The sequence below is a fragment of the Ruegeria sp. H6 genome, from assembly GCF_056532975.1.
In genome coordinates this window covers 1-26,106 of sequence record NZ_JBQFOA010000017.1, presented here as the reverse complement: position 1 = coordinate 26,106, position 26,106 = coordinate 1, and the positions used below count along the sequence as shown (strand labels likewise).

The window sequence follows — 26,106 nt, the reverse complement described above, 5'->3', positions numbered from 1 at the left end:
CGTTCCTTAGGAGTTTACTGGCTTTGCCGAAGCGCCGCCGTTGTTGATCGCCCAATTGGCGTTGGTTTTGATGCCACCAAGCGGGAAGAAATGCACATTGGTGATGTTGAAATCCGGGTTGGCTGCCTTGTGATTGGCCAGTTCGGTCAGAACATCCGTGGGCTCATAGGGCAGCAGCAGCTTGGAGACATCCATAGCGCGCTTTTGCAGCACTTTCAGCGACGGGCCAACGCCACAAGCGATGGCGAATTTGATCAGGGTCTGTAGCTTGGCCGGACCGGCGATCCCGATATGGACGGGGATGTCGATGCCCGCCTCTTTCAGGCTGTCCGCCCATGCGATGATCGGCTTGGCGTCAAAGGCAAATTGCGTCGCCAGCGCCATTTCCGCATCGGTGGTTTCGCTGAATTTCTGTTTCCAGCGCAATGCATCGTCGACGTTCTTGGTCGAACCATCCGGGTCAATGTCCTTGTTCCCTTCCGGGTGGCCCGCCACATGTAGACGCTTGAAGCCCGCCTTGTCGAACAGACCGGATTCCAGCAGCTGCATCGAGCTGTCGAAATCCCCATGCGGCGTGGTCACGCCACCGGCCAGCAACAGCGCCTGATCAACACCCGCTTCGCCCTGATACATGGAGATCCAGTTTTCCAGTGTCGCGGCATCCTTGATGACGCGCGCCGGGAAATGCGGCATGACCGGATAACCCTCGGCTGCGATACGCTTAGCGGTCTTGACCATGTCCTCGATGGGCGTGCCTTCGATATGGGCGATATAGACGCGAGTACCTTCAGGCAGCAGCGCGCGGAAATCGTCGACCTTTTCGGCGGTGCGCGGCATCACCTCGATCGAATAGCCCTGCAAAAAGGCTTCGACGGTCGGGTTCACCGGGCCGTTTTCAACGGCATCACGTTTCTTGAAGTTCAGCAAAGCCATCGCGGCCTCCCATAAAGATCTGGGGCTCATGCCCAACCGTCATTGGCGATCAGCGCTTTGATGCGGTCCTGATCGTACTCCGTTTCCAAACGCACGGCCTGCGCCTCGGCAATCTCGGACGGGTCGCCATCGACTGCAAAAGGCTCGGCCTTGCGCCATTCGGCCAGGTAGGCATCGCTGTCCTTGGCATTCACCTTCATGGCCGCGCGGTCGATGGCTTGCTCGAACCGTTCCTCCAACTGCCGCTTGGCCCCACGACGGCCTTTGCCGACGATGACCTGAGCGGGAATGTCGCGCCAGTATACGATGGTGACGTCAGGCATTGCTGTGATTCCTCCTTACCCGATGGCTCGGTTCTAAACTTCAATATCGGGGCAAGTCGGTCGAATTTCGACACACGGCGTTTTCACAGCGACGTTTTTGCCCCGCCAGCGGATAGAGCGCTCATACACGGGTGCGCCGGAACCCCACAGCGCAAAATTCTCAGCTTGGTGATGAATGCGATGCATAAAAGCGCAAAAACCCCGGGCAAGACAGCTCGCCCGGGGCCAATTTTCTGGACCTTTGGAAGATGTTAGCCGACCAGGCCGCCGTCTTCGCGGGTCACGGCGATGATGGCCGAACGTGGCACCGCATCACCGCCTTCCGGCCAGTGACTGTTGCCGTCCTCACCCGGATGCTGAATGCCCACAAACATGGTGCGGCGATCCGGCGACCAGCTGAGGCCAGTGATCTCGCATTCGTTTGGGCCAACTAGAAAGCGGCGGATTTCTCCGGTCACCGGGTCACCGGCCAGCATCTGGTTGTTGCCCTGCCCTTCGAAATCGCCTTCGTTGCCATAATTACCGTCAGTCTGGATCCACAGCAGGCCATTGCTGTCGAACTTGATACCGTCGGGCGAGTTGAACATGTTGTCCTGGTTGACGTTCTCTGACCCTGCATAGGCGTCGCTGTGCACGGTCGGGTTGCCCGCCAGCACATAGAGATCCCAGGCAAAGCCCGGCGCGGTGTGATCCGCGTCATTTGGCCACCAGCGCACAATCTGACCATAGTTGTTTTTCTCGCGCGGGTTCGGACCGTTGACCGACGTGTCGTCGCCACCGGCATTCGGTTTGACGCCCCGGTTCTTGTTGTTGGTCAGGGCGCAATAAACCTCGGCCTTGTTGGGGTTGGCGGTGATCCATTCGGGGCGATCCATGGTGGTTGCACCCACCGCCGATCCGGCCTGACGGGTGTGAATGCAGATTTCCGCGGCCGATCCCATGCCGGTTGTCGCGGGCGTCAGCTCCAGCCATTCACCGGTGCCGTCATCGTTGAACTTGGCAACTGACAGAGTGCCGTTTTCCAGCAGCGCGTTGGTGTCTGCACCCGGCGCGAAAACGCCGTCGGAGACAAAGCGATACATGAACTCGCCACGCTCATCATCGCCCATATAGACAACGACACGACCATCGCTGTTCACGACCGCTTCGGCGTTTTCGTGCTTGAATCGGCCCAGAGCGGTCAGTTTGCGTGGGGTTGAGTTCGGATCGGTCGGGTCGATTTCGACGATGTATCCCGCGCGGTTTGGCTCGTTCGGGTTTTTCGAGACATCAAACCGGTCATCGATCTTGGCCCAGCCATAGCCCCAATCACTGGCAGACACGCCATAGCGCTTGAGTTCCGGGCTGACCTCGTGGTTTTCATCCTCGGCAGAGAAATAGCCGTTGAAGTTTTCCTCACAGGCCAGATACGTGCCCCAAGGAGTCATGCCGTTGCCGCAGTTGTTCCAGGTCCCTTTTGTCATGGTGCCGGTCGCATCCGCCGCCGTTTTCATCAGGTCATGGCCCGCAGCCGGGCCGGTAATGGTCATATCGGTCTGCGGCGTGATCCGGCGGTTATAAGGGCTGTCTTTGACAATGGCCCATTTGCCGTCGGTATTGGCAATCTCAACAACCGACACACCATGCGCCATCATGCCCTTCGCAACATCATCATCCGAGGCTGCCTTGGCATCCGGGTTGTTGCCCCACAGAATATCACGGTTGGTATATTCGTTGTTCACAACCAGCAGAACATGGCCGTCATGAAAAAAGACGTCCTGTCCGTCGGTGTTGTCGCCAAAGGCGCGTTCCTGGCTGGCGGCTGTTCCGCGCGTGGCCGGATCGAACTCTGGCGCATCGGACCACAGCGGATCCCCCCAGCGCACCATGACCTCGGCCTTGTACCCTTCGGGCACGACAACCGTATCGGCGGTTGAGGTCGGGATCGCGGTAAAGGCAAAGCGATCCGAGGCCGCACGCGCAGCCGAGGGAACCAGCGACCCGCCCAAAGCGGCAAAACTGCCAAGGGCAAGAACGCCGCCCATGAATCCACGGCGCGACAAAGCGCTTTCGACAATACGATCAAAATCGCACTCTTCCGGGCGCGGGTTTACCACTTCATCATAATCATCAAAGGAAAGGGGGCGGTTATCTTTCATGGCGTGCTCCGTTGTCTGGCTGCTTGCTACAAGAGAATCCGATAACGCAGATTCGGCACTCACATCGCACCTGACTATGAACGCCATGTGACAAAGCTGCGAATTGCAAAAATTGAATTTGCTTGCACGTCGGCTATACCCCGCCTAGGGTCAAAACAACTCGAAAATCGGAGGGCGTGAAGATGGCGCCCAAGCGTCCCAAAGGTGCGGGCGCGTTCCCGAAAGCGGTCGAAAGCCCCGCGCCGGCAAGACCCGATCCGGATGCACTCTATGCGGCACTGGATCTGGGGACAAATAGTTGCCGCATGTTGATCGCCCAGCCCAAGGGCAGCGGGTTCCATGTGGTCGACAGCTTCTCCAAATCCGTGCAACTGGGCGCGGGTCTGGAACGCACCGGACGGCTGTCGCGGGCGTCCATGGCGCGTACCGTGCAAGCCCTGCGCATTTGCCAGCAGAAACTCAAACGCAACAAGGTCAAGCGGATGCGCCTGATCGCGACCGAGGCCTGTCGGCGCGCCAAGAACTCGCGCGATTTCATTCGCCAGGTCAAACGCGAGACCGGTCTGACGCTTGAGATCATCCAGGCCGAAGAGGAAGCGCGTCTGGCTGTTATCTCTTGCGCGCCGCTTGTTTCGACCAAAACAGAACAGCTGTTGGTCGTGGACATTGGCGGCGGCTCGACCGAGCTGGTGTGGATCGACATTTCCTCGGTCCCGCGCCGCGATCGTCCTGCCGCGATCATGCGGCTGCACAACGGTTTTCATGCGGCCGAAAGCCCGTTTCCCGCCGCAAAAGTCGTGGATTGGATCAGCGTTCCGCTGGGCGTCGCCACGCTGCGCGATCAGTTCAACGATGTCGAAAACGACTCGGCCCGCTTTGCCCTCATGAGCTGGTTTTTCGAAGAACATCTGGCCGATTTCGCGCCCTACAAGGACGAACAAGCGCGCGAAGGTTTTCAGATCGTTGGCACCAGCGGAACGGTAACCACGGTTGCCGCCTCGCATCTGGGGCTCAAACGCTATGACCGCACCAAGGTGGACGGGCTGCGCATGACCAGCGATCAGATTGACAAAGTCATCCGCGGCTATCTAGAACTCGGGCCTCATGGCCGCCGTCACGATCCGCGTATCGGTGACGACCGGCAGGCCCTGATCATGTCCGGCTCGGCGATTTTGCAGGCCCTCTTGCGCTGCTGGCCCACCGACCGCCTTTCCGTGGCGGACCGGGGGCTGCGCGAGGGTCTGCTCTATGCGCAGATGAGCGCGGATGGCGTATTGGAAGACGGACCGTTTTGATGGCAAAATCGCCGAGTGGAAAAAACAGCTCAGGTCGCGGACAGCGTGATCTGAAGGTCAAGGTCAAGACCGCGCGGGGGCGCAAGCTGAGTTCGACGCGATGGCTCGAACGGCAGTTGAACGACCCTTATGTCAAACGGGCTCAGGCCGATGGGTATCGCGGACGGGCAGCCTATAAGATACTGGAGTTAGACGACAAGTTCCGGTTTCTTGTGCCCGGCGCGCGGATTGTTGATCTGGGTTGCGCACCCGGCGGGTGGTGTCAGGTTGCAGTGAAACGTGTGAACGCGTTGGGCGAGAAATCCGGCAAGCGGATCGGCACGGTTCTGGGCATCGACCTGCAAGAGGTTGAGCCGGTGGCCGGGGCCGAAACCCATGTTCTGGACTTCATGGAAGATGACGCCGACCAGAAGGTAAAGGAATGGCTGGGTGGCAAGGCTGATGTGGTGATGTCGGATATGGCGGCTGCATCTTCGGGCCACAAACAGACCGACCACCTGCGCATCATGGCGTTGTGCGAAACGGCGGCGTATTTTGCGTTTGACGTGCTGGAAGAAGGCGGCACTTTTGTTGCCAAGGTTCTGGCCGGAGGCGCAGAGGGCGACCTGCAAAAACTGCTCAAACAGAAATTCACCAAGGTCGCGAATGTGAAACCGCCCGCGTCCCGCTCGGACAGTTCCGAGAAGTTCGTGGTTGCAACCGGGTTTCGCGGCTGAATGTCTTAGTCCAGATCGATCTGACCGGCGACAAGGCGCTGCTCGCGCAGCGACGCTGCGGCGATCCCTTGCAGCAACAACGCATCCCCGTGGTTCACATCTGCTGGCTTGCGCGCGCGCAGCTCATCAATGCGTTGATCCAGCCTCTCTTTTCGGGGGCCAGCGACGGGATGTACAAAAGTAGCAGAGCGACCGGACATGTTTCACCTTTTAACGACGTGTAACTTACCTTTCGTCTACGGGTGAAATTTGCCGGGAACGTGGCGCAATTCGGCCCGTTCGGTGCCTTTTCAGCGCCCGAACTGCAAAGCCAGCTGCAAAAGGGCCGGATCCTGCGGCAGGATTTCAAGCCCTTCTTCCAAGGTGGAAATCGCGGCCTCTGGTCCACGATTGATATGCGCCAATTGCACCAACATCGGCCAGGCCTCTGCCCGCTGAGGGTCCAGTGTCACAACTTCGCGGAACGCATTTTCGGCGGCGGGCGCATTGCGCATGGTCAGGGCCAGCCCGCCAAGAACCAGATGCGTTTCGGGGAAATCCAACCTGTTGGCTATACTGGCCTGCCAATCGGCCATCCCGGCCTGAGAGGCCGCGCGCTGGTCGTCAGACAGGGCTTGAGGGGGGATGTCCAGAAACAGTTTGGCGGTTGAAATCCGCACATTACGCATGGGATCGGACAGCAACGGCTCAAGCCGCGCGACCCGGTTTGGCAAGGGTGCCGGGCGTTGCAGAGGGACCGCGTTCGCGCGCACCAAAGGATTTGGGTCCTTCAAAGTATCGGCGGTTTGTGTGGCCAGTTCCTCATCCGCAAAAGGTTGCAGCAAAAACAAGGCTGTGGCACGCACGATGCCTGGCTGACCCTCGTCCTGCGCAATCGTCAGCAAGCTTTCCGGATCATCCAGCCGCCCCAGGGCCGAGGCCTCAAACACCGTACCATAGTGAGGCCCACGTCGGTTTGAATTCGGATACCAATCCGACACCTTTGCGGCCGCCCAGATCTGAGTTTTGTCGCGGTGGCATTCCGTGCAGGCGTCGCCGCCCAATGCAAGATCCGGACGGGGTATTCGAAAGCTGTGATCCCGCCGCCCGTCCACGCCCATATAGGTCCGTTCGATCATATGGCAGCTTTTGCATTGCGCGCCTTCGGAGCCCTCGGGGTGGTGGTGATGTTCGGGCGTGTCATAGTTCTGCAAGGCAAGCGAGGGAAACTCGGGGTTGCCTGCGGGCGAATGACACTGTGTGCAGACGCCATTTCCATCCGCAATCAACTCGGCCCGGTGGGCGTCGTGACAGTCCATGCACCCCACACCCTTGTTGTACATCTTCGATTGCAGGAACGAGCCGTAAACATAGACCTCATCCAGTATCTGACCGTCAGGGTGATAAAGACCCGGTCTCAGCACCGCCAGATTATAAGCATCGTGATAGGCGGTGCCCGGTAGCGGATTGCCATCCGCCAACGCCTCGCGTCGGGAATGGCAGCCAGCGCATTGCTGGATTTCGGCCTCGGTCTGGCCCCTGCCCCAGCTCATCGGAAAACCGTACTCGTTCAAGCCGTCCGCCAGCGACTTACCGGTCACCCAGTCCAAATGGGCCGAGGCCGGTCCATGGCAGGCCTCGCACCCGACACCGATTTCGGCCTGCGAAGATGCATATTGCCGCGTTGAACCGTCATAGTCCTTAACAAACCCTGTGGCATGGCATTCGGCGCATCTGGCGTTCCAGTTCTTGTAGGGACCGGTCCAATGCAGCCCATCATCCGGCGGCAAATCCTGATCGGGATAGAGGTGAAACCAGCGCTGGTTCTCTGTGTCCCAAACAACGTCAAAGCTCTGCAATCTACCGGGCTCGGTCTCGAACAGGTATTGCTGCAAGGGTTCGATCCCGACGACGGAATGAACCGGGTATTCAGTGACAGACCCATCCTTTTCCGTCACCTCTGCCAATGGCAGTCCAGCGGCCAAGCGAAACGAGACGGACATGCCGTCATGATCAAACACGGTGCCGTTGAAATCCGCCACGACCGAACCGCTTTCAACATTGGTCCAAGCCAACGCGTGGTGCGAGGTTTCCCAGGCTGCGACCTCATCCTGATGGCATTCAACACATGCCTCGGACCCCACGTAATCCTGCGCAGCAACTGTTCCGGCGCAAACCAACAAAGCTGCGAACGCGGCGCCTGTGAACCTCATTCCGTGCCATCCTCGTCGCGAAGGTCCATCAACGCACCGTTATATTCAGCACCCAGGATCAAGATCGCGGAACACAGATACAGAAAAATCAGGGCGGCCATGGCGCCGGCCAACCCGGCATAGGTTGCGCTGTATTCTGCGAATTTCGAGATATAGACCGAAAAACCCCATCCGCCGGCGGCCCACAGGCCAAGGGTCAGAATCACACCCGGCAGTATCTGGGACAGCTTGTGCCTGCGTGTCGGCAAAATCAGATGCGCCAAGATCACGATGATCGCGGGCAGTGCCACCGTGAACGTCCAGCGCAGCCGATCCACCGAAAACCACCCATCCAGATTTACAGCCGTTTTTTCTGAAACGAGGCGCGTATAGACCGGCAGCACCACCTCGACCGCGGCGATGACCAGAATGGCCGCGCCGCCGATGATGACGATGACAAAACACATCAGACGCGTTTTCCAGAACGGCCAGCTGTCAGTGTCATGATAGGCCTGGGTCATGGCCTTGCGCACAGCGACCACCCCGTTCGAGGCAAAGAAGATTGCCAGCAAACCACCCAGGGTGATCACACCGGTCCCGGATCCGTCCAACACCGCGCGCAGCTCTGATACGATTGGCTGGGCCACATCCTTTGGCCACGCGCCAAAAATCAGCTCGATCAATTCGTCGGTGACGTAATCCTGTGACAACGCCCCTGCCAATGCCACGGTGAACAGCGCAAAAGGAAAAACGGCCAACATCAGGGACATGGCGACATGGCTGCTCATGACGAAACCGTTTTTCTTATCAAACCGGCCCAAGGCCAGCCCGAGGGCCCGCACATAAGGATTGCGCATGTGAATCGGCAAAGACTTCATATCACGACCCTACAGTGCAATCGTCCGTCTTCGGAACCGTATAAACGACACGGACCACAAATTTGGCCCCATAACCGCCTGAGCGGATTGCATAAACGCGCAGCCATGTGCAGGATTGTGCCCAAGACGCCGGAACCGCGGTTCCGAAACACTCAGTCAAGGCAGGTGAATGACCCCAGAGCCCAAAGACACACTCAGCCATCCGCGATCGAAATTGCCCGTTGTCCGGGACATTTCGATCGTGGCAACGCTGGTTGTACTGGGGCTATACGCGGGCGCGGCCTTTCTGGTGCCACTGACCATGGCGCTGCTGGTCAACGTGTTGATCATCGCGCTGGCGGACCGGCTGATGGCGATTGCACGGGTTCCGATCTGGCTGGCAAATATTGCCGGTGTCACCGTGGTTCTGGCCGGATTGTTCATGATCATGTATGTCCTCGGCAGTCAGGCAACACAATTTGCCCGCACGATCGGCACCTACGAATCCCAATTTGACGGGGCCGTGAACCGAATTGCCGGATTGGTCGGCAATGACGTGACCGCCTTTATTCGCGACAACCTGATCAGTCTGGATATGACCTATGTTGCCCGCGTCTTGCTGGGCAGCGCGACCTCGTTGCTTAACCAGTTCTTCCTGATCAGCCTCTATGTCGCCTTTCTGATGGCCGAGCGTCTGGCCTTTCGCAAAAAGATCCAACTTGCGGCAGGCAACCCGCAATTGGGCTCCGAGTTTGCCTCGGTCCTGGATGCGATATCTTTCAGCCTGCAACGCTATGTCGGGGTCAAGACCCTCATCAGCCTGATCACCGCCGGTATCAGCTATACCGTCTTCCGCGTTTTGAACCTGGAATATGCCGAGACATGGGCCGTGCTGACCTTCGCGCTGAACTTCATCCCTTCAATCGGGTCGATCATCGCTGTGGTGTTTCCGGCCCTGATCGCGCTGGTGCAATTCGACAGCATCGTTCCGTTTCTGGTGATCGTGTTGGGCTGTGGCACCATACAATTCCTGATAGGCAACTTCCTCGACCCCGCTATGCTGGGCCGGTCGCTGAATATGTCGACCTTTCTGGTCATTCTGGCGCTGACATTCTGGACAACCGTCTGGGGCCTGATCGGCGCGTTCCTCAGCGTCCCGCTGACGGTCTGTATCCTGATCATCTTCAGCCATATCCCGGCACTGCGACCGGTGGCGATCATGATGTCGCTGGATGGCCGATTGGGCGAAGAGGATGAGCCACGCCGCTCCGCCTAGTGAGGCCATCTGAACTCGTGCTGGATTGAAAGCGGTCAGGCTGCTAACATCCCGGTATTGCGCAATATTACGGATCAGTTTTCCTCCGTACGAACCATCATTCGCTACGGCGCCGATTGGGATTACCAAATGAATGCACTTAATCAGATAAATGATCTTAAATCCCGCATGGGGCAATCGATCATCGGGCAAGCCGATGTCATTGACCGGTTGATCATCGGCCTTCTGGCCAATGGCAATCTGCTGATCGAAGGACTGCCGGGTCTGGCCAAGACCCGGGCCGTCAAAGCAATGGCGCGCAATCTGGATGCCCGCTTTAGCCGTATCCAGTTCACCCCCGATCTACTGCCATCGGATGTGACGGGTACAGAGGTGTTTCAGCAAACCGACCAAGGCGGCACATTTCGGTTCGAACCGGGCCCGATCTTTGCCAACATCGTGTTGGCGGATGAGATCAACCGGGCACCGGCCAAGGTTCAGGCCGCCTTGTTGGAAGCGATGGAGGAACGACAGGTCACGGTATCCGGCACCACTCACAAGATGGAGCCGCTGTTCATTGTCATGGCCACTCAGAACCCGATCGAACAAGAGGGCACCTATCCACTGCCCGAGGCGCAAATGGACCGGTTCCTGATGCATGTGCAGATCACCTATCCGCCGGTCGAAGACGAGGTCGAGGTGATCCGCCTGGTCCGTGGCGAAGATAATGCCGCTGGCAAATCCACGACCAAGGAAAGACCAGAGGCCATCCCGCAAGAGGCTGTTTTCGCCGCGCGGGCGGAGATTGGCCAGATCCAAGTCTCGGACGCAATGGACCGCTACATGGCCGATCTTGTGCAGGCTACGCGTACTCCGGCAGCCCTGAGCGATCAACTCGCAAGCTGGATCGAGGTTGGCGCAAGCCCCCGCGCCTCGCTGGCGCTGGATAAATGCGGACGCGCGCACGCCTGGCTGAATGGTCGCGATTATGTCGACCCGGCGGACATCCGCGCCATTGCACATGACGTCTTCCGCCACCGCATCTCGCTGAGTTTCGAGGCACAGGGGGATGCGAAATCCACCAATGACGTGACCGACGAAATCCTGCGCCTTGTCGCCCTGCCCTGATCAGAAAGGACTGTTCCGCGCATGTCCGCATCAGCCTCAGATCCGAAAGACACCCGCATCCACGTGGATGCGCGGCATCTGACAGGCCTAGGTGCTCGGGCACGACTGATCAGCCTGTTGCCGCGGCAGCCGGCGCGGTCGATCCTGAGCGGTCGGCACGCGTCGCGGCTGCGCGGTCGCGGATTGAATTTTGAAGAGCTCCGCGGCTACCTGCCTGGCGACGACATCCGCACCATCGACTGGAAGGTGACCGCCCGCACCGGCGAACCACACATCAGGGTCTATACCGAGGAAAAAGACCGCCCTGCCCTGCTTTTGACCGACCAACGAGTGTCGATGTTCTTTGGCACCCGCGTGTTCATGAAATCGGTCATCGCGGCCGAAGCGGCCGCCATTGTCGCACACCGTGTTCTGGCGCAGGGTGACAGGATTGGTGGGATCGTGTTCGGCGATACCGATCTGGCGGAACATCCGCCACAACGCCGTCCGGCGGCCCTGACCCGCTATCTGTCCTCGCTTGGCGCTTTGAATTGCAGCCTGCGCGCGGACCAGCGCACCGGTACTGTCAGGCTGAACGACGTGCTGAAACAAGCCACCCGCATTGCACGCACAAACGGGCTTGTTTGCCTGTTTTCAGATTTTGACGGGCTGGACGATCAGTCCGAAAAGTATCTGGCGGAGCTTTCAAACTCCAATGATCTGATAGTGTTCAACATTTCTGATCCGTCCTCGCAATCTCTTTCACCCAATCTGAAACTCACCGTATCCGACGGCGACAAGCAGCTTGAAATCAACAGCACCGACCCAGCACTTTCAAAGCGTATTCGCATGGCGATGCAGGACCGGCTGGCACAGCTGCAAAGCTGGTCCAAGCGCTATGGTTTCCCGGTTGTGCCACTGACGACCGATGTGCCGGCGCTGGACCAGCTGCTGCGGCTGTTTGGCCATTCAGGACCGCACAGATGAGCATCGAGACAAAAGGAAAATCGCTGGTCGACCTGCTCGACATGCTGGAACCCGCCCCGGCGCCTCTGCCCGTTTCGATGGTTCCGCAGACCTGGGGTTGGGCGGTGCTGGGGATTGTCGTGTTTGCCTTCGTGCATGCGATTGTTCTGTGGGTACTCAAAAAGCACCGCGCCAACGCGTACCGGCGCATCGCTTTGGCCGAGGTGTCACTGGCAGCTGATGACGCGGCCAAAATTGCGGCGATCTTGCGCCGAACAGCGCTGGTTGCGTTTCCACGTGCCCAAGTCGCAGGATTATATGGTCAAGATTGGATAAACTTCCTATCCGAACGTGTTGTAAAATATAAGTTATCAGAGAAATCGCGTGACGCGTTGCTGACCGCGCCATATGCCGGGCCATGCACTGATCCAGATCTGACCCAGTTTGCCTGCCACTGGATCAAAACACACAAAGTCGGAGGTGACCGCTGATGCTGTCCCTCGCCAGCCCGTATGCCCTGTTATTGCTGCCTCTGCCATTGGCGGTTTACTTCTTCGTGCCGGCTTATCAGGAAACGGTCCGCTCGATCCGCATCCCCTTCTTCCGGCATGTCGCTGCTGCCGCCAGGGTCGATCCTCAATCCGGGTCGATCACGCGCCGCAGAACGCGACTTGCGACCGGGCTGACCGCGTTGATCTGGCTGCTCATCGTTTTGGCTCTGGCCCGCCCCGAAAGACTGGGGGAGCCTGTCGTGGTTGAAAAATCGGCGCGCGATGTTGTTCTGGCGCTCGATATCTCGGGTTCCATGGATCAGCGGGACTTTACTACGACGGACGGCGCGCCTCAGCAAAGGTTGGCCGCGGTCAAGGATGTTCTGCGAGACTTTATCGCCGCACGCCAGGGTGACCGTATCGCATTGGTCATCTTTGGAACCCGCGCCTTTGTTCAGGCACCATTCACCGAAGATCTGCCGAGCTTGAATGGCTTCCTCGATCAAACTCAAGTTGGTATGGCCGGACCAAACACCGCTTTGGGCGACGCGATCGGGTTGGGCATTCGATTGTTCGAAACCTCGGAAGCGGATCAGCGCCTGATGATTGTCCTCAGCGATGGGGCCGACACCTCAAGCCGTATGACGCCGATAAATGCCGCCGCGATTGCCGCTGACAAAGGCGTTACCATCTATACTGTCGGCGTCGGCGACCCGGAGGCGTCGGGCGAGGATCGGGTGGATCTGGGGGCCTTGCAGGATATCGCCAACCGGACCGGAGGGGCCTATTTCTTTGCCGATGACGAAGCTGCGCTGGCAGAGACCTACCAGCAGATCGACCAATTGAACCCCCGGGTGGTCGAAACACAAAGCTACCGCCCACATGAAAGCCTTGCGCATATCCCGCTTGCTGCGGCGCTGATCTTGGTATTGGCAGGTATGGCGCTGCCGCGCGTCACCCGGAAAACCGCAGGTGTGCTATGAGTATCATCGCGGAATTTCATTTTATCCGAGCGTATTACCTGACCTTCCTGATCCCATCCCTTCTGCTTTGGTGGTGGGTGCGACCCCGCCGCGCAGAAGAATTGGAGCTTCCCAACGGCATCGCACCTCACCTTGCCGCAGCACTGCAACTGGGCACGGATGAGAGACAACGCATCCACCCCATCGATGTCGCCCTGTTGATTGCCGTGCTGGTGACATTTGCGGTGTCCGGCCCCACATGGTCTCGCGCACCAAACCCGTTGGTCGCTGACACCGCGCCCTTGGTGGTCGCATTGAAGGTCACCGAAAGCATGGAGGAAAGCGACATCGCGCCCTCTCGGCTGGACCGCGCCAAATACAAGATCACCGACCTGATCAACGCCCGCGCCGGGGCCAGAACCGCCTTGATCGCCTATGCCGGCACGCCACATCGGGTTGCGCCGCTGACCGAGGACGCAAATGTGCTTCGTCCTTTGCTCGAAGGGTTAACGCCTGCCGTCATGCCCGAGCCCGGCGACGCGGCCTCCGACGCGTTGTCCGTGGCTAACGAGATCCTGGACACCAGCGACACGCCCGGCGCGATCCTGTTTGTGCTGGACGATATGGACCCTGCCCAGGCCTCGGAATTCGACAGCCAAAAGACGCCGGTCTTCTTCCTGACCATGCTGCCGGACGGGGGTCGACTGACCCAGTTGGACCGTATTCCGGGCGCGACCGTCATCCCGTTTTCCAACGATGACCGCGACATCACGCGCCTGCAGCGAGAGGTTCAATCCAGCTATATCAACGCGTTGGACGACGATGATCGACTGGAATGGCGGGATCAGGGTTGGATATTTGCATGGCCAGCAGCCTTGCTGTGTTTGCTTTGGTTCAGGCGTGGCTGGGTGATCCGGATGGCGGCGGTTGCGCTGTTTGCTGTCCAGCCCGCTGGTCCCGCCCAGGCCGATGGGTGGCGGGATTGGTTCCTGACCCCGGATCAACAGGGGCAAATCGCGATGAACCAAAAGCGCTATGCCGATGCGGCCACGCTGTTCCAAGACCCGTACCACAAGGGATACGCATTGCTGCGTGCAGGGAAATACCCCGAGGCGGCGGCGATCTTTGCCGAACAGAACTCGGCCGAAGCCGCATTTGCCGAAGGCATGGCCCGCATCCGCAACCGCGAATATCGCCCGGCCATAACCGCCTTTGAAACAGCGCTGCAACGACGGCCCGATTGGCCCGAAGCGCAGCACAATCTTGAGGTTTCAAAGGCCGTACTCGACTATGTCGAAACCACGCGCGAACAATCGGATACGGGTGAAGAGGCAGGTATCGGCGCGGACGACACCGTGTTCGACAACGACGACAGTCGCGGTGCGGATACGACGGTGACCGCGCCCGAAGACGGTGCTGGTGCGCTGTCGGCAGATCAATGGATCAGCTCGATCGACACCGATATGCAGGATTTTCTTAAAAACCGCTTTCTTCTGGAAAATCAGGAGCAAAGCCAATGAGGTACATCCTGATCCTCATGTTCTTGTTGCTGCCGTCACTTGCTACGGCGCAATCCCATGTGCAGCCCAAGGTGACCATTGAGGCCCCGACCGAGGCGGTGACAGTTGGCCAACCTGCTATCGTGCGGATCAAGGTTCTGGTGCCGACTTATTTGCCATCACCACCGGTTTTCCCCTCGCTGGAACAGGAAAACCTGCTGGTCCGCCTGCCCGAACGCGCCTCGGGCCCGATCAGCGAAGCGGTGGAGGGTGAGACTTGGTCCGGCGTTCAGCGCAGTTATCGCGTGTACCCTTTGCAAACCGGTGCGTTTGATTTCAGCGCACAAAACGTCGCTGTCACCTTTGCCGATCCCGAATCCAACGATCCTGTTCAAGCCTCGGTTTCCTTGCCCCCTGTTACCTTGAATGCAACAATCCCTGACGGTGCGCAGTCTCTTGATCCGCTCATCTTAGCGACGGATTTCAAGGTCGAGCATTTTGTCGATGGCGGGCCCGATGTAGCGTCAGGAGGGGCCGTGACGCGCCGGTTGACGGCCAGCATCACAGGGACAACCCCGCTATTGATCCCTGACCTGATCCCGGCTGCGCAGGATCCGCTGTTGCGCGCCTATCCCAAGGAAGCCAAGGTAACCGAGGCGGAAGAGCGCGGTATCCTGTCCGGCCAGCGCATAGATGAGGTCGTCTATCTGGCCCAGGATGGCGGTCAGGCGCAATTGCCTGCGATTTCTATCAGTTGGTTCAACCTGGATAGCAACAAGGTTGAGACAATAGAGATTCCGTCCGTTGATCTAAACCTTGCCGCGCCACCGCGGGAACCCCCATCTTTGGAAAGTGTTTTTAGGTTAGTACTTTGGGCGGTGATTCTTACCCTTGCTGCATGGGCTTTGTGGAAATGGTTTGCGCCGCGCTATTCCAACTGGAAACAGGATCGAATGCACCGGTATCAGGCGTCTCTGCAATACGCGTTGGACCAATTGGAACAGGCGTTGAAAGACTGTGATTTAACGAGCGCATATGCAGCGTTAGAGATGTGGAAAGCCCGTGGCGACGCATCTCATGCGCGTGGGTTGGAAGACTGCCTCACCCAGATCGGCGCGGCACGGTATTCGAATGATACCCCCCAACACCCCGAGGATTGGAAAGCGGCCCAAGCAGCGCTCAGATCGCTTGATCACAGACATGCGCGAGAGACATCGCCTCTGCCGCCGTTGAATCCCTGAACCTCAGCTTTGGCAACTCGCAATCAAGGCGCTGCGGTCGGTCAGACGCACGCGGCCATAACCGATCTCGATCAGCCCCTGATCCGAGAGCTTGTGCAAACTGCGGTGCAACGTTGGCTGAGAGACGGCGATCATCTGCGCCAGATCTTCTTGCGACACAACGATCCATCCGTCGGATTTAGCAGTGCTTTCGTCCAAATGCAGCAGGCGCAAAACAAGACGCTTTTCCGTCCCGGTCACCGCCATATTGGCCATAATGCGCAGCGCGGTTTGCATGTTCTCATGCGTAAGCGCATAGAACTCCAGAACATATTCCGGTTTGTTGCGCGCAAGACGACCTATGCGCGTGTTGGGAAAGAACAGCGTCTCGGTATCCTGCGTGGCCCCAACACTGACAAGGCGCGATGTTCCGGCAAAAAGGGCTAGATCACCGATCCAGAAACCCGATCCTTCGCGGTGCAAAACAAACTCCTGCCCGTCATCAGCGGGTGCTGTGATCTGAACACCTCCTTGCAGAATGGCGTAAATCCCGTTGGCGGGATCGCCATGGTGATACAGCATCTCATCTTCGGAAAATGATTTTGGAACCGCGCAATCCAGCAGATCATTCTGAAACGCCTTTGTGCGCCCGGAGAACCAGCTTGAGGCGGCAAGTCTTTGATGAATAACGGATCGGTCACGCATTAGAATATCTCAAATTGATCATATGAGGAATTTCGACACCTCATCATCGCATAGACTATTCTTGTTTGATTCCAAATAGACGGTCCATTTTTTTCCGAGAATCAAACCCTTGGTGGCGCTCGTTTCAGTGAAACACGCCGCCCGCAAACAGATTATATCCCGGGACCTTTTGGTTCGCTCAGTTCAGGAGATCATCATGTCACCACCACGCAGTTTTACCGGTCATTGGCACGGCAAACTGAAAAAGCTTGCTGTGGCCACTGTTGCCGTCGCATTGGCATTGCCGGCCTGGGCACAGGATCAAAAGCCGAACATCCTGGTCATCTGGGGTGACGATATCGGCCAGTCCAACATCTCGGCTTACACAATGGGTTTGATGGGTTATCAGACGCCCAATATCGACCGGGTCGCCAAAGAAGGCATGATCTTCACCGACTATTATGGCGAGCAATCCTGCACCGCCGGTCGTTCGTCCTATATCATGGGCCAGTCGGTCTATCGTACCGGCCTGTCCAAAGTGGGGCTGCCCGGTGCCGATCTTGGAATGCAGACCGAAGACCCAACCATTGCCGGATTGCTGAAAGACCACGGCTATGTCACCGGTCAGTTCGGCAAAAACCATCTGGGCGACAAAGATGAACATCTTCCGACAAACCACGGATTTGATGAGTTTTTCGGAAACCTGTATCATCTGAACGCCGAAGAAGAGCCCGAGAACGAAGATTATCCCGGCGACATGGTTCTGGCCGATGGCCGCACCTTCCGTGAGGCTTATGGCCCGCGCGGTGTGATCAAATCCTCTGCGGATGGCCAAATCGAGGACACCGGCCCACTGAACAAAAAACGCATGGAAACCGTAGATGATGAAACCGTCGCTGCGGCGATCGACTTCATCAAACGCGCGCATGAACAGGGCCAGCCCTTCTATGTCTGGTGGAACGGCACACGGATGCATTTCCGCACCCACGTCAAGGACGAGATGCGCGCGCAGGCGAACGAAATCGCCGGACGTGTGATGGATGAGTACAGCGCCGGTATGATCGAACATGATATGCATGTGGGTCAGCTGCTGGACCTGCTGGACGAGTTGGGCATCGCCGACAACACGATCGTTCACTATTCGACCGACAACGGCCCGCATATGAACACCTGGCCTGATGCTGCTGCGACGCCGTTCTGGGGCGAAAAGAACACCAACTGGGAAGGCGGCTGGCGCGTTCCGTCCATGGTCCGCTGGCCTGGTCAGATCGAGCCCGGATCGATCACCAACGAAATCGTGCACCACATGGACTGGCTGCCCACCTATCTGGCGGTTGCCGGAGATCCCGACATCAAGGAAAAGCTGAAAGCAGGTTATAGCTCATCAGGAATGGGCCGCGACTACAAGGTGCATCTGGATGGCTACAACATCCTGCCTTTGTTGACCGGTGAGACGACCGAGAGCCCACGGTCGGAGATCTTCTATTTCTCTGATGACGGAGACCTGACGGCGCTGCGCTATGACGACTGGAAGCTGATCTTCCTTGAGCAGAAGGCCTGGGCAACGCTGCGCGCCTGGATCGAACCCTGGACCGAGCTTCGCATCCCACTGATCGTCAACCTACGCCGCGATCCTTACGAGCGCGCTTACCGCACGTCGAACACCTATTACGACTGGCTGTTGGACCGCGCCTATTTCCTGGTGCCTGCGCAGCAATATGTGGGGAACTTCCTGGCCACATTCCAAGAATATCCCCCACGCCAAAAGGCCGCCAGCTTTAACCTTGAACAGGTTATGGAAAAGCTGAACACGCCGACCTCGAACTAGGATCTGGCCTTTTTGAACAGGATCAGGGGCCGCCAACGCGCGGCCCCTGTCACCTTGAACCGGAGCATTCTCATGAAATCATTGGCCCTGTCTGCCCTTATTGCCGTCCTTCCGCTGGCTGCGCTGTCCGATCCACTGCCAAGCTGGACCGACTCGGCGTCAAAGCAGCGGATCATTTCTTTTGTCGACGCTGTTACCGACCCGCAAAACGCCGACTATGTGACCCCGTCAGAACGCATCGCCGTTTTTGACAATGACGGCACCTTGTGGGCCGAGCAGCCCGTCTATTTCCAGTTCATCTTCGCAATGGATCGGCTTGCGGCCATGGCGGAACAGGACGCCTCAGTCCTGAGCTCTCCGACGCTTGAGGCCGCCGCGCAAGGCGATTTGGCAACAGTTCTTGAGGGCGGTCATAAGGCCCTGATCGAGGTTGTGAACGCGTCCCATTCCGGCGTCAGTGTGGACGCGTTCCAGGCGGCCGTTGCCGATTGGCTGAACAGCGCACGCCATCCCGATACCGGGTTGCCCTATGACCAGATGACCTATCAGCCTATGGTCGAATTGCTGCGCTACCTCAGGGATGAAGAGTTCAAGACATTCATCGTCTCGGGCGGTGGTCTGCATTTCATGCGTGTCTTCGCGCAAGAGGCCTATGGCATTCCGCCCGAACAGGTGTTGGGGACATATGGTGAGACCACCTATGACACCTCGGGCGACAGCCCGACGATCACCAAGGCCGCCGGGATCGCATTCATCGACGACAAGGAAGGCAAGCCCATCAATATCGAACGCACCATCGGACGGCGCCCAATTCTGGCGGGCGGTAACTCGGACGGGGATTTCGCGATGATCGAATGGACCACTGCGGGCGAAGGTCCGCGCCTTGGAGTTCTGATCCACCACACGGATGCCGAGCGGGAATGGGCTTATGACCGCGAAAGCGCCATCGGCAAACTAGTCGACGGGTTGGACAAGGGCCCGGATATGGGGTGGGTCATTGTGGATATGGCGAATGACTGGTCGCGCATCTACACTGGGGCCAACTGACCCCAAAAAAGGCCGCCTTATGTGGACACTACTGCTTTCTTTGATCGTGTTCGCCATGTACTGCACGGCGACGGTGTTTGCTGTGCGTGCCGCTCAGACCGCGCGCACCCCTCAGGGGGCGGTTGGCTGGGTGGTCTTCCTGCTGACCGCTCCTTTTCTGGGCGTGCCGCTCTATCTGTTTCTGGGTCACCACCGTTTTCGCGGCTACCGCATCGCGCGACAGGAAAGCGAGCGTGTGGTTGAAGGGATCAAAACCTTCGCGGACTTCTCCAAGCCGGACGTCGACAGCCTTCGCATCAATACGAAACCCTTCGAGGCGCTTGCGCATTTACCCGTTTCCCGAGGGAACGGAGCAGAGTTGCTGATCGACGGCGAGGCCACGTTTCAATCCATCTTCGACGCCATCGAGACCGCAAAGAACTATATCCTGATCCAGTTCTATATCGTACGCGATGACGCGTTGGGGCAAGAGTTGCAGGACAAACTGATCCATGCAGCGAAACGTGGTGTGCATGTGCGGTTCATGACCGATGCCGTCGGCAGCTATGGTCTGCCCACCGCCTATCTGGACAGGTTAAGAGATGCCGGGATTGATGTTGCCGACCCGCGTGAACAACGCGGGCCCAATCACCGATTTCAACTCAACTACCGCAATCACCGGAAAACCGTGATCATCGATGGCGAGATCGGTTATATCGGCGGGCACAATGTGGGGGTCGAGTATCTGGGCCAAAGCCCCAAGTTCGGGCGCTGGCGCGACACGCATCTGAAGATGACCGGCCATATCGTCCGGCAATTGCAGCTGATCTTTGTCGAGGACTGGCACTGGGCGCATGGCGAGGATCTGATCGACGATCTGGATTGGGCCGGCAGCGAATCCGAGCAGGATATGAACGCCCTGATCGTCGCCACGGGTCCCGGCGATGAGACAGAAACCGGCGCGATGATGTTTTTCTCTGCCATCGCAGCGGCGCAAGAGCGAGTCTGGATTGCCTCGCCCTATTTCGTGCCGGATATCGACATCATGACAGCGCTGCAACATGCCGCACTTCGCGGCGTCGACGTGCGCATTCTGGTGCCCGAGGTGATTGACCATCGTCTGCCCTGGCTGGCGGCCTTTGCCTATTTTGACGAGATCCGCGACTGCGGCGCCCGGGTGTTTCGCTATACCGACGGGTTCCTGCATCAAAAGGCTTTTGTCGTGGATGACAGTCTGGCGGCGGTTGGGACGACCAATCTGGACAACCGCTCTTTCCGCCTGAATTTCGAGGCCATGGCCCTGTTTTTCGACCCCCGCGCAGCACAGGCAGCAGCGAATATGCTGCTGACAGATTTCGACTCCAGCTATGAGCTGACGCGCAAGCTGCCGCAGCAGCCAGCCTATATCCGATACGGCGCGCCGTTGGCACGGCTGTTCGCGCCGATCCTCTAATTCAGGAATTTCTCTTGAAACACACGCGTCATCAGCGCGACCAGGAAGGCCGTCGATAGGCCAAACGCCAGCAACCCGGTGACCGAGGCAAAGGCCCCAAAGATACGCAACTGTTCGCCCAAAACGATGTCGCCATAGCCCAGCGTCGTAAAGGTCACGAGCGAGAAATAAAGCGCCGAATTCCAATCCGGTAACACATCGCCCAAAACCCAGACGATCGCCCAGATCCAGACCTGCACCGTATGCGTGAAGATGATAAATACTAGTGCGACGCTGATCGGACCGGCGGTTGCCAGAATGGCGTTGGTGTTTTCCCAACGATCCATGAGCTTGCGAATGACCAGCACGCACCAGGTCAGCAGCAGGATCTCGATCAGAAAGCACAGGCCCAGATACAGGCTGCCCCAAAAAATCTGTTGCGATAAGGTCATGAACTAAGCCCTTGTTTTTTGCGTCAAACGCCTAATCAGAATGCGCCGTAACGCAAGATTGAACAAGATCATGGTACCATTTGCCGCGACATTTTCTGCGCGCGGCTTGTCCTCTATGGACATCCGACTTCGGCGTTGCACATTGTGACAGGCGCGAATGGGATCAACTGATGCTGCTAAAAATTAAACACCTGCAAAAAACCTATTCGGGCGGGCGCCCTGTCCTTTTGGATGTTTCCCTCACCCTCGACCAGGGTCAAACCCTTGCTTTGACCGGCGAAAGCGGTAGCGGCAAAAGTACGTTGCTGCATTTGGCGGCGGCGCTCGATGGGTTTGATGGGGGCGAGATTTGGCTGAACGACACGGCTTATTCGCCGCTGGACGATGCCGGGCGGGCCGCTATCCGGCGGTGCGATCTGTCTTTGGTCTTTCAGCAATTCAACCTGATCCCGTCGCTTAGCGTTGCACAGAACCTGTCCATTCACGCGCGCCTTGCGGATCGTGAGGACCCCGCCTGGACCACACATCTGGCCGAGACTCTGGGTCTGTCCGACCTGCTGGACCGCTACCCCGAGCAGCTGTCGGGCGGGCAGCAGCAGCGGGTGGCGATTGGTCGAGCTATGGCGACCAAACCCATGCTATTGCTAGCAGATGAGCCAACGGGGAACCTGGATGAAACGGCCAGTCGAGTGGTTTTGGACCTGATGCTGACACTGGTTGCAGAAACGGGGACGGCGCTGCTTCTGGTCACTCATTCATCGGACATCGCCGCGCGGCTGGATCGGCGTCTCCACTTGTCTGGCGGGCAGATCACATGACAGCCGCCGCCATTCAGTTCCTGTGGTCCCATTGGCGGCGCCACAAATTGCAGCTGATCACGCTGCTGACCGGGATCGCGCTGGCAACGGGGCTGTGGTCTGCCGTACAGGCGATCAATGCCGAGGCCCGGGCCAGCTATGCCCGTGCCAGTGGTCAGCTGGCGCTGGGCCAATTCGACGCCTTGCAGGCACCGTCCGGTTTCATCCCGGTCTCGCAATATGTCGCGCTGCGCCGAGCGGGTTGGCAACTGGCCGCCGTGTTGGAGGGCTCGCTTTTGGTCAACGATCAGAGCGTCCGTTTGATGGGCGTGGATATGGTGTCCTATCCTGCGGTACCGGCTGTCACGCAGGCGGAACAAGGCGATGATCCCATTGAACCTGCCGACATTCTGACAGCGCCCGGGCGACTGTTGGTTTCCAATGACGTGGCGCATCTGTTCGACGACACCCCATCTTTCCCACCCGCATTCGCCAGCGCGTCTCTGCCTCCGGGATTTGTCCTGACCGACATTGGCGTTGCTGAACAGCTGTTGGACCGGCAGGGACAGATTTCACGCTTGATGATCCTTGCGGACCAACCTGCAGGGCTCACGCCGCTGTCGGATCTGGCCCCGAACCTGCAGCGGGTGCCTGCCTCGGACCAGCTTGATACCGCACAGTTGACCGACAGCTTTCACCTGAACCTGTCCGCGTTTGGGCTGCTGTCTTTTGCCGTCGGCCTGTTCATCGTGCACGGAACCGTCGGCCTGGCCTTTGCGCAGCGGCGCGGCATGATCCGAACACTGCGCGCGCTGGGTATGCCGATGCGGCGGCTGATCACGTTGCTCCTGTCCGAGCTTGTCTTCCTGGCCTGTATCGGTGGGCTGTTGGGTCTGACCTTAGGCTTTTTCCTGGCGGGTGCACTGCTGCCGGATGTATCGGCTACATTGCGCGGGCTCTATGGCGCGCCGGTGGATGGGCAGTTGTCGCTGCGCCCCCAATGGGCCGCTGCCGGGCTTTTCATGGCACTTGGCGGTACCCTGGTGGCCAGCAGCCAGGCCCTGCTGCGCCTGTCCCGCCTACCCCTGCTGCAAGGCCCCGGATTGCGTGCATGGCGCGGCACTGAGTCCGGTCGTCACCTGTCCGCAGGGATTGGTCTGGCTTTGGGCGCGGTTGGACTGACGCTCTACGCCACAATAGGTGGCCTGATCGGCGGCTTTGCCCTGCTGGCGGGCCTGCTGACCGGGTCGGCCTTGCTGCTGCCCTTACTGCTGTCGCGCGTTCTGAACACCTGCGCCGGAACGGCCAAAGGCCCCGTTGCGCAGTGGATATGGGCGGATATGCAGGCTCAACTGCCGGGCCTGAACCTCGCGCTTATGGCGCTTTTGCTGGCGCTGGCGGCCAATATCGGCGTCGGCACGATGGTGTCGAGCTTTCGGTTGACCTTTATCGGCTGGCTTGACCAACGCCTGACCTCTGAGCTTTACGTGACCGCCCAAGATGAAGACCAGATGCGGGACCTGACAACCTGGCTGGCGCCGCAAGTGGACGCCATTTTGCCGATCCGCCGGACCGAGTTGTCGCATGAAACCGGCCCATTGTTCCTGTATGGCATTGTCGATCACGACACCTATCGCGACCATTGGCCCTTGATCGCAAAGAGTTCAAACGTCTGGTCGGACGTCATGCAAAACGGAGCCGTTTTGATCAACGAACAACTGGCCCGCCGCGCCGATCTGTGGCCCGGACAGGTGCTGGAACTTGCACCTGACAGAGTGCTTGAGATCGCAGGAGTCTATTCCGATTATGGCAACCCGACCGGGCAGGCCATTGTCGCGATGCCGCTGTTTGATGACATCGCACCCGATGTCGGCACGCGCCGGTTTGGCATCCGGATGGACCCGGCGCAGACCGCAGCCATGACGCAGGCGCTGCGGGACCGTTTCGACTTGCCACCTTCCGGCGTGATCCGCCAAGACGCGATGAAGGCACAGTCCATAGCGATCTTTGAGAACACATTTGTCGTAACCTCGGCCCTGAACGTCCTGACACTGGGCGTTGCCGGGTTCGCGATCCTGACCAGTCTTTTGACTCTCTGGACACAACGCCTGCCGCAGATTGCCCCTGTCTGGGCGCTTGGGATGACCCGTGCCCGCCTGGCCTGGCTGGAGCTGCTGCGCAGCGTCCTGCTGGCAGCATTGACGGCCTGCCTTGCCTTGCCACTGGGCCTCAGTTTGGCCTGGGTGTTGCTGGCCGTCGTCAATGTCGAAGCATTTGGTTGGCAGCTTCCGATGTATCTGTTTCCCGGCGCCTGGGCTGGCCTTTTTGCTCTGACGATTTTGGCCGCCGCGCTGGCTGCTGCCCTGCCCGCCCTGCGCCTCAGGAAGGTGCCGCCTGCCGATCTGCTGAGGGTTTTTGCCAATGAACGTTAAGGCGCTGCTGATATGTCTGATCACACCCTTTGCGGCAATGGCGCAGGGCTATGCCGGATTGGGCGGTGATGCAGAAGGGTTCGACGTACCCCGTGCCGGATACACGTTCGAGTTCCCCAGGGATCACGGACCCCACCCCGCCTATCGCATCGAATGGTGGTACCTGACGGCCAATCTGCAAGGCGCAGACGGTCAGGATTACGGCATCCAGTGGACCCTGTTCCGCTCGGCGCTGAAACCGTTTGAGGTTGAGGGCTGGCAAAGCCCCCAGATCTGGATGGGCCATGCGGCAGTGACCACGCCGCAAAAGCACTATTTTTCGGAACGATTGTCGCGCGGCGGGATCGGTCAGGCAGGCGTGACAGCTGAACCGTTCGAGGCCTGGATCGACGATTGGCACATGCGCGGCGACAGCTTTGACGAATTGTCACTTGCCGCCTCTGGGCCGGATTTTGGCTATGATCTCTCGCTCAGCGCACAAGGGCCCTTGGTTTTTCACGGGGACGCGGGATTTTCCGTCAAGTCACAGGACGGCCAGGCCAGTTACTACTATTCGCAGCCGTTCTACGCGATCGAAGGGACCCTGATCGTGGAGGGAACGGAAATCGCGGTCACCGGACAGGGTTGGCTGGACCGGGAATGGTCTTCGCAACCGCTGGCTGCGGATCAAAGCGGTTGGGATTGGTTTTCACTCAGCTTTGAAGACGGGCAAAAACTGATGGCGTTCAAGCTGCGCGGAGATCGTGGCGATTTCACCTCGGCGACATGGATCCATGCGGACGGACAGTCACAGTCGATCCCGAACGGGGCCATCCGGCTGACCCCGCAGGCCACCGACCGCGTGACCGGGCGGGATGTTCCAACGCAATGGCGTATCGAATTGCCTGAACGGGATCTGGATGTCGAAATCCAGGCCCTGACGCCAGACGCGTGGATGGGCACACGTTTCGAATATTGGGAAGGCCCGGTGCGCGTCAGCGGCAGCCACGCCGGGCGCGGTTATCTTGAAATGACCGGGTACTGACGCGGCTATCGCACCACATAGACCGAAGCGGTGGAATGCCTGATAACCCGCGCCGCATTTGGGCCCAGAAGATAATCTTTCAGGTCCGGTTTATGTGCACCAATGACGATGAGATCGCTGTTGGCCTCGTTCGCCGTGCGCAGAATTTCCTGATAGGCGGTGCCCGTTGCGACGATGTGCCGAACCTTGGCATTCCGCTCTTCCCCCAGGGTCGCTGCGCAAGTCGCGATCAGCTTGTCATGGGCAGCGGCAAATGCCTTTTCATGGAAACTGGTGTCGAAAAAGCCCGACACCCAGCTTTCCCCAAAGTCCGGCAGAACCGTCACCACATCCAGTTGTGCGCCATCCAGATCGGCGAGCACGGCGGCACGTTTCAGAACGCCCGCATCCAGATCATCATTGCTGATATCCACGGCACAGAGGACGGATTTTATCATGGTGTTACCTCTTGTTCATTTGTGCGGGCTGCGCGGTTTTTTTGCAGGAAGGCGATGAGGG

At 58.7% G+C, this 26,106-nt stretch carries 24 protein-coding genes; 15 read left to right on the top strand and 9 right to left on the bottom strand.

Annotated features, from left to right (window positions below):
* Positions 1-6: 6 nt before the first annotated feature.
* From ACR0AG_RS20465 to ACR0AG_RS20455, 3 genes are all read right to left on the bottom strand, one after another.
* On the bottom strand, positions 7-933 hold the full coding sequence (locus ACR0AG_RS20465) for a methylenetetrahydrofolate reductase (RefSeq protein WP_480842300.1): 927 nt from the start codon (positions 931-933) through the stop codon (positions 7-9).
* Between the two features lie 26 nt (positions 934-959).
* Positions 960-1,256, bottom strand: coding sequence for a virulence factor (locus ACR0AG_RS20460; protein WP_480842235.1), 297 nt, complete (start codon positions 1,254-1,256; stop codon positions 960-962).
* 251 nt (positions 1,257-1,507) lie between these two features.
* Positions 1,508-3,394 carry a PhoX family protein gene (locus tag ACR0AG_RS20455; RefSeq protein WP_480842233.1) on the bottom strand — a complete coding sequence of 629 codons (1,887 nt, stop codon included), beginning with the start codon at positions 3,392-3,394 and terminating at the stop codon, positions 1,508-1,510.
* A gap of 182 nt (positions 3,395-3,576) precedes the next feature.
* Between ACR0AG_RS20455 and ACR0AG_RS20450 the strand changes: the two genes are divergently transcribed.
* On the top strand, positions 3,577-4,689 hold the full coding sequence (locus ACR0AG_RS20450; RefSeq protein ID WP_480842231.1) for a Ppx/GppA phosphatase family protein: 1,113 nt from the start codon (positions 3,577-3,579) through the stop codon (positions 4,687-4,689).
* On the top strand, positions 4,689-5,405 hold the full coding sequence (locus tag ACR0AG_RS20445) for an RlmE family RNA methyltransferase (protein ID WP_480842229.1): 717 nt from the start codon (positions 4,689-4,691) through the stop codon (positions 5,403-5,405). The genes ACR0AG_RS20450 and ACR0AG_RS20445 overlap by 1 nt, the downstream gene beginning before the upstream one ends.
* 5 nt (positions 5,406-5,410) lie before the next feature.
* Here the strand turns inward: ACR0AG_RS20445 and ACR0AG_RS20440 are convergent, their stop codons facing one another.
* The 3 genes from ACR0AG_RS20440 to ACR0AG_RS20430 form a co-directional block, all read right to left on the bottom strand.
* Positions 5,411-5,605, bottom strand: a complete 195-nt coding sequence (locus ACR0AG_RS20440; RefSeq protein WP_480842228.1) for a hypothetical protein — start codon at positions 5,603-5,605, stop codon at positions 5,411-5,413.
* A gap of 90 nt (positions 5,606-5,695) precedes the next feature.
* Complete coding sequence (locus ACR0AG_RS20435) at positions 5,696-7,597, bottom strand: cytochrome c3 family protein (protein WP_480842226.1); 1,902 nt, start codon at positions 7,595-7,597, stop codon at positions 5,696-5,698.
* Positions 7,594-8,433 (bottom strand): YihY/virulence factor BrkB family protein, encoded by an 840-nt coding sequence (locus ACR0AG_RS20430; RefSeq protein ID WP_480842224.1) that lies wholly within the window; start codon positions 8,431-8,433, stop codon positions 7,594-7,596. Before ACR0AG_RS20430 ends, ACR0AG_RS20435 begins: the two co-directional genes overlap by 4 nt.
* Positions 8,434-8,623: 190 nt before the next feature.
* Here ACR0AG_RS20430 and ACR0AG_RS20425 point away from each other — a divergent pair, with 190 nt between their 5' ends.
* From ACR0AG_RS20425 to ACR0AG_RS20395, 7 genes are all read left to right on the top strand, one after another.
* On the top strand, positions 8,624-9,709 hold the full coding sequence (locus ACR0AG_RS20425) for an AI-2E family transporter (RefSeq protein ID WP_480842222.1): 1,086 nt from the start codon (positions 8,624-8,626) through the stop codon (positions 9,707-9,709).
* Positions 9,710-9,838: 129 nt separating this feature from the next.
* A complete protein-coding gene (locus ACR0AG_RS20420) occupies positions 9,839-10,816 on the top strand; it encodes an AAA family ATPase (protein ID WP_480842220.1) in 978 nt (325 codons plus the stop codon).
* A 21-nt stretch (positions 10,817-10,837) separates the two neighbouring features.
* Positions 10,838-11,782, top strand: a complete 945-nt coding sequence (locus ACR0AG_RS20415) for a DUF58 domain-containing protein (RefSeq protein ID WP_480842218.1) — start codon at positions 10,838-10,840, stop codon at positions 11,780-11,782.
* Positions 11,779-12,252 (top strand): DUF4381 domain-containing protein, encoded by a 474-nt coding sequence (locus tag ACR0AG_RS20410; RefSeq protein WP_480842216.1) that lies wholly within the window; start codon positions 11,779-11,781, stop codon positions 12,250-12,252. Before ACR0AG_RS20415 ends, ACR0AG_RS20410 begins: the two co-directional genes overlap by 4 nt.
* Positions 12,252-13,235, top strand: a complete 984-nt coding sequence (locus tag ACR0AG_RS20405; protein WP_480842214.1) for a VWA domain-containing protein — start codon at positions 12,252-12,254, stop codon at positions 13,233-13,235. Before ACR0AG_RS20410 ends, ACR0AG_RS20405 begins: the two co-directional genes overlap by 1 nt.
* Complete coding sequence (locus tag ACR0AG_RS20400; RefSeq protein ID WP_480842213.1) at positions 13,232-14,734, top strand: VWA domain-containing protein; 1,503 nt, start codon at positions 13,232-13,234, stop codon at positions 14,732-14,734. Before ACR0AG_RS20405 ends, ACR0AG_RS20400 begins: the two co-directional genes overlap by 4 nt.
* The gene (locus ACR0AG_RS20395; RefSeq protein WP_480842211.1) at positions 14,731-15,954 is read left to right on the top strand and encodes a hypothetical protein; all 1,224 of its coding nucleotides are present in this window, start codon (positions 14,731-14,733) and stop codon (positions 15,952-15,954) included. Before ACR0AG_RS20400 ends, ACR0AG_RS20395 begins: the two co-directional genes overlap by 4 nt.
* A 3-nt stretch (positions 15,955-15,957) precedes the next feature.
* Here the strand turns inward: ACR0AG_RS20395 and ACR0AG_RS20390 are convergent, their stop codons facing one another.
* On the bottom strand, positions 15,958-16,638 hold the full coding sequence (locus tag ACR0AG_RS20390; protein ID WP_480842209.1) for a Crp/Fnr family transcriptional regulator: 681 nt from the start codon (positions 16,636-16,638) through the stop codon (positions 15,958-15,960).
* Positions 16,639-16,834: 196 nt separating this feature from the next.
* Here ACR0AG_RS20390 and ACR0AG_RS20385 point away from each other — a divergent pair, with 196 nt between their 5' ends.
* From ACR0AG_RS20385 to cls, 3 genes are all read left to right on the top strand, one after another.
* Complete coding sequence (locus ACR0AG_RS20385) at positions 16,835-18,445, top strand: arylsulfatase (protein ID WP_480842207.1); 1,611 nt, start codon at positions 16,835-16,837, stop codon at positions 18,443-18,445.
* A 72-nt stretch (positions 18,446-18,517) separates the two neighbouring features.
* Positions 18,518-19,492, top strand: coding sequence for an HAD family hydrolase (locus ACR0AG_RS20380; RefSeq protein WP_480842205.1), 975 nt, complete (start codon positions 18,518-18,520; stop codon positions 19,490-19,492).
* 19 nt (positions 19,493-19,511) lie between these two features.
* Positions 19,512-20,924, top strand: a complete 1,413-nt coding sequence (gene cls / locus ACR0AG_RS20375; RefSeq protein ID WP_480842203.1) for a cardiolipin synthase — start codon at positions 19,512-19,514, stop codon at positions 20,922-20,924.
* Here cls and ACR0AG_RS20370 read toward each other — a convergent pair.
* Positions 20,921-21,355: an ion channel gene (locus tag ACR0AG_RS20370; RefSeq protein WP_480842201.1), complete on the bottom strand. Its 435-nt coding sequence runs from the start codon at positions 21,353-21,355 to the stop codon at positions 20,921-20,923. The genes cls and ACR0AG_RS20370 overlap by 4 nt on opposite strands.
* Positions 21,356-21,525: 170 nt before the next feature.
* On the opposite strand from ACR0AG_RS20370, the gene ACR0AG_RS20365 reads away from it, so the two are divergent.
* From ACR0AG_RS20365 to ACR0AG_RS20355, 3 genes are read left to right on the top strand one after another with little or no spacing between them, the layout of a single operon-like run.
* Positions 21,526-22,173: an ABC transporter ATP-binding protein gene (locus ACR0AG_RS20365; RefSeq protein ID WP_480842199.1), complete on the top strand. Its 648-nt coding sequence runs from the start codon at positions 21,526-21,528 to the stop codon at positions 22,171-22,173.
* Positions 22,170-24,584, top strand: a complete 2,415-nt coding sequence (locus tag ACR0AG_RS20360; protein WP_480842197.1) for an FtsX-like permease family protein — start codon at positions 22,170-22,172, stop codon at positions 24,582-24,584. The genes ACR0AG_RS20365 and ACR0AG_RS20360 overlap by 4 nt, the downstream gene beginning before the upstream one ends.
* Positions 24,574-25,608, top strand: a complete 1,035-nt coding sequence (locus ACR0AG_RS20355; RefSeq protein ID WP_480842195.1) for a lipocalin-like domain-containing protein — start codon at positions 24,574-24,576, stop codon at positions 25,606-25,608. Before ACR0AG_RS20360 ends, ACR0AG_RS20355 begins: the two co-directional genes overlap by 11 nt.
* A gap of 5 nt (positions 25,609-25,613) precedes the next feature.
* Here ACR0AG_RS20355 and ACR0AG_RS20350 read toward each other — a convergent pair whose 3' ends face one another.
* Complete coding sequence (locus tag ACR0AG_RS20350; RefSeq protein ID WP_480842193.1) at positions 25,614-26,045, bottom strand: universal stress protein; 432 nt, start codon at positions 26,043-26,045, stop codon at positions 25,614-25,616.
* Positions 26,046-26,106: the final 61 nt, after the last annotated feature.

What these genes read in the sequence shown, in the direction of transcription:
- ACR0AG_RS20420 (WP_480842220.1), top strand. Translation starts at nt 9,839, where the DNA reads ATGAATGCACTTAATCAGATAAATGATCTTAAATCCCGCATGGGGCAA.
- ACR0AG_RS20430 (WP_480842224.1), bottom strand. Translation starts at nt 8,433, where the DNA reads ATGCGCAATCCTTATGTGCGGGCCCTCGGGCTGGCCTTGGGCCGGTTT.
- ACR0AG_RS20415 (WP_480842218.1), top strand. Translation starts at nt 10,838, where the DNA reads ATGTCCGCATCAGCCTCAGATCCGAAAGACACCCGCATCCACGTGGAT.
- ACR0AG_RS20355 (WP_480842195.1), top strand. Translation starts at nt 24,574, where the DNA reads ATGAACGTTAAGGCGCTGCTGATATGTCTGATCACACCCTTTGCGGCA.
- ACR0AG_RS20380 (WP_480842205.1), top strand. Translation starts at nt 18,518, where the DNA reads ATGAAATCATTGGCCCTGTCTGCCCTTATTGCCGTCCTTCCGCTGGCT.
- ACR0AG_RS20400 (WP_480842213.1), top strand. Translation starts at nt 13,232, where the DNA reads ATGAGTATCATCGCGGAATTTCATTTTATCCGAGCGTATTACCTGACC.
- ACR0AG_RS20425 (WP_480842222.1), top strand. Translation starts at nt 8,624, where the DNA reads ATGACCCCAGAGCCCAAAGACACACTCAGCCATCCGCGATCGAAATTG.
- ACR0AG_RS20440 (WP_480842228.1), bottom strand. Translation starts at nt 5,605, where the DNA reads ATGTCCGGTCGCTCTGCTACTTTTGTACATCCCGTCGCTGGCCCCCGA.
- ACR0AG_RS20370 (WP_480842201.1), bottom strand. Translation starts at nt 21,355, where the DNA reads ATGACCTTATCGCAACAGATTTTTTGGGGCAGCCTGTATCTGGGCCTG.
- ACR0AG_RS20465 (WP_480842300.1), bottom strand. Translation starts at nt 933, where the DNA reads ATGGCTTTGCTGAACTTCAAGAAACGTGATGCCGTTGAAAACGGCCCG.
- ACR0AG_RS20460 (WP_480842235.1), bottom strand. Translation starts at nt 1,256, where the DNA reads ATGCCTGACGTCACCATCGTATACTGGCGCGACATTCCCGCTCAGGTC.
- ACR0AG_RS20395 (WP_480842211.1), top strand. Translation starts at nt 14,731, where the DNA reads ATGAGGTACATCCTGATCCTCATGTTCTTGTTGCTGCCGTCACTTGCT.
- ACR0AG_RS20445 (WP_480842229.1), top strand. Translation starts at nt 4,689, where the DNA reads ATGGCAAAATCGCCGAGTGGAAAAAACAGCTCAGGTCGCGGACAGCGT.
- cls (WP_480842203.1), top strand. Translation starts at nt 19,512, where the DNA reads ATGTGGACACTACTGCTTTCTTTGATCGTGTTCGCCATGTACTGCACG.
- ACR0AG_RS20365 (WP_480842199.1), top strand. Translation starts at nt 21,526, where the DNA reads ATGCTGCTAAAAATTAAACACCTGCAAAAAACCTATTCGGGCGGGCGC.
- ACR0AG_RS20360 (WP_480842197.1), top strand. Translation starts at nt 22,170, where the DNA reads ATGACAGCCGCCGCCATTCAGTTCCTGTGGTCCCATTGGCGGCGCCAC.
- ACR0AG_RS20455 (WP_480842233.1), bottom strand. Translation starts at nt 3,394, where the DNA reads ATGAAAGATAACCGCCCCCTTTCCTTTGATGATTATGATGAAGTGGTA.
- ACR0AG_RS20385 (WP_480842207.1), top strand. Translation starts at nt 16,835, where the DNA reads ATGTCACCACCACGCAGTTTTACCGGTCATTGGCACGGCAAACTGAAA.
- ACR0AG_RS20350 (WP_480842193.1), bottom strand. Translation starts at nt 26,045, where the DNA reads ATGATAAAATCCGTCCTCTGTGCCGTGGATATCAGCAATGATGATCTG.
- ACR0AG_RS20410 (WP_480842216.1), top strand. Translation starts at nt 11,779, where the DNA reads ATGAGCATCGAGACAAAAGGAAAATCGCTGGTCGACCTGCTCGACATG.
- ACR0AG_RS20405 (WP_480842214.1), top strand. Translation starts at nt 12,252, where the DNA reads ATGCTGTCCCTCGCCAGCCCGTATGCCCTGTTATTGCTGCCTCTGCCA.
- ACR0AG_RS20450 (WP_480842231.1), top strand. Translation starts at nt 3,577, where the DNA reads ATGGCGCCCAAGCGTCCCAAAGGTGCGGGCGCGTTCCCGAAAGCGGTC.
- ACR0AG_RS20435 (WP_480842226.1), bottom strand. Translation starts at nt 7,597, where the DNA reads ATGAGGTTCACAGGCGCCGCGTTCGCAGCTTTGTTGGTTTGCGCCGGA.
- ACR0AG_RS20390 (WP_480842209.1), bottom strand. Translation starts at nt 16,638, where the DNA reads ATGCGTGACCGATCCGTTATTCATCAAAGACTTGCCGCCTCAAGCTGG.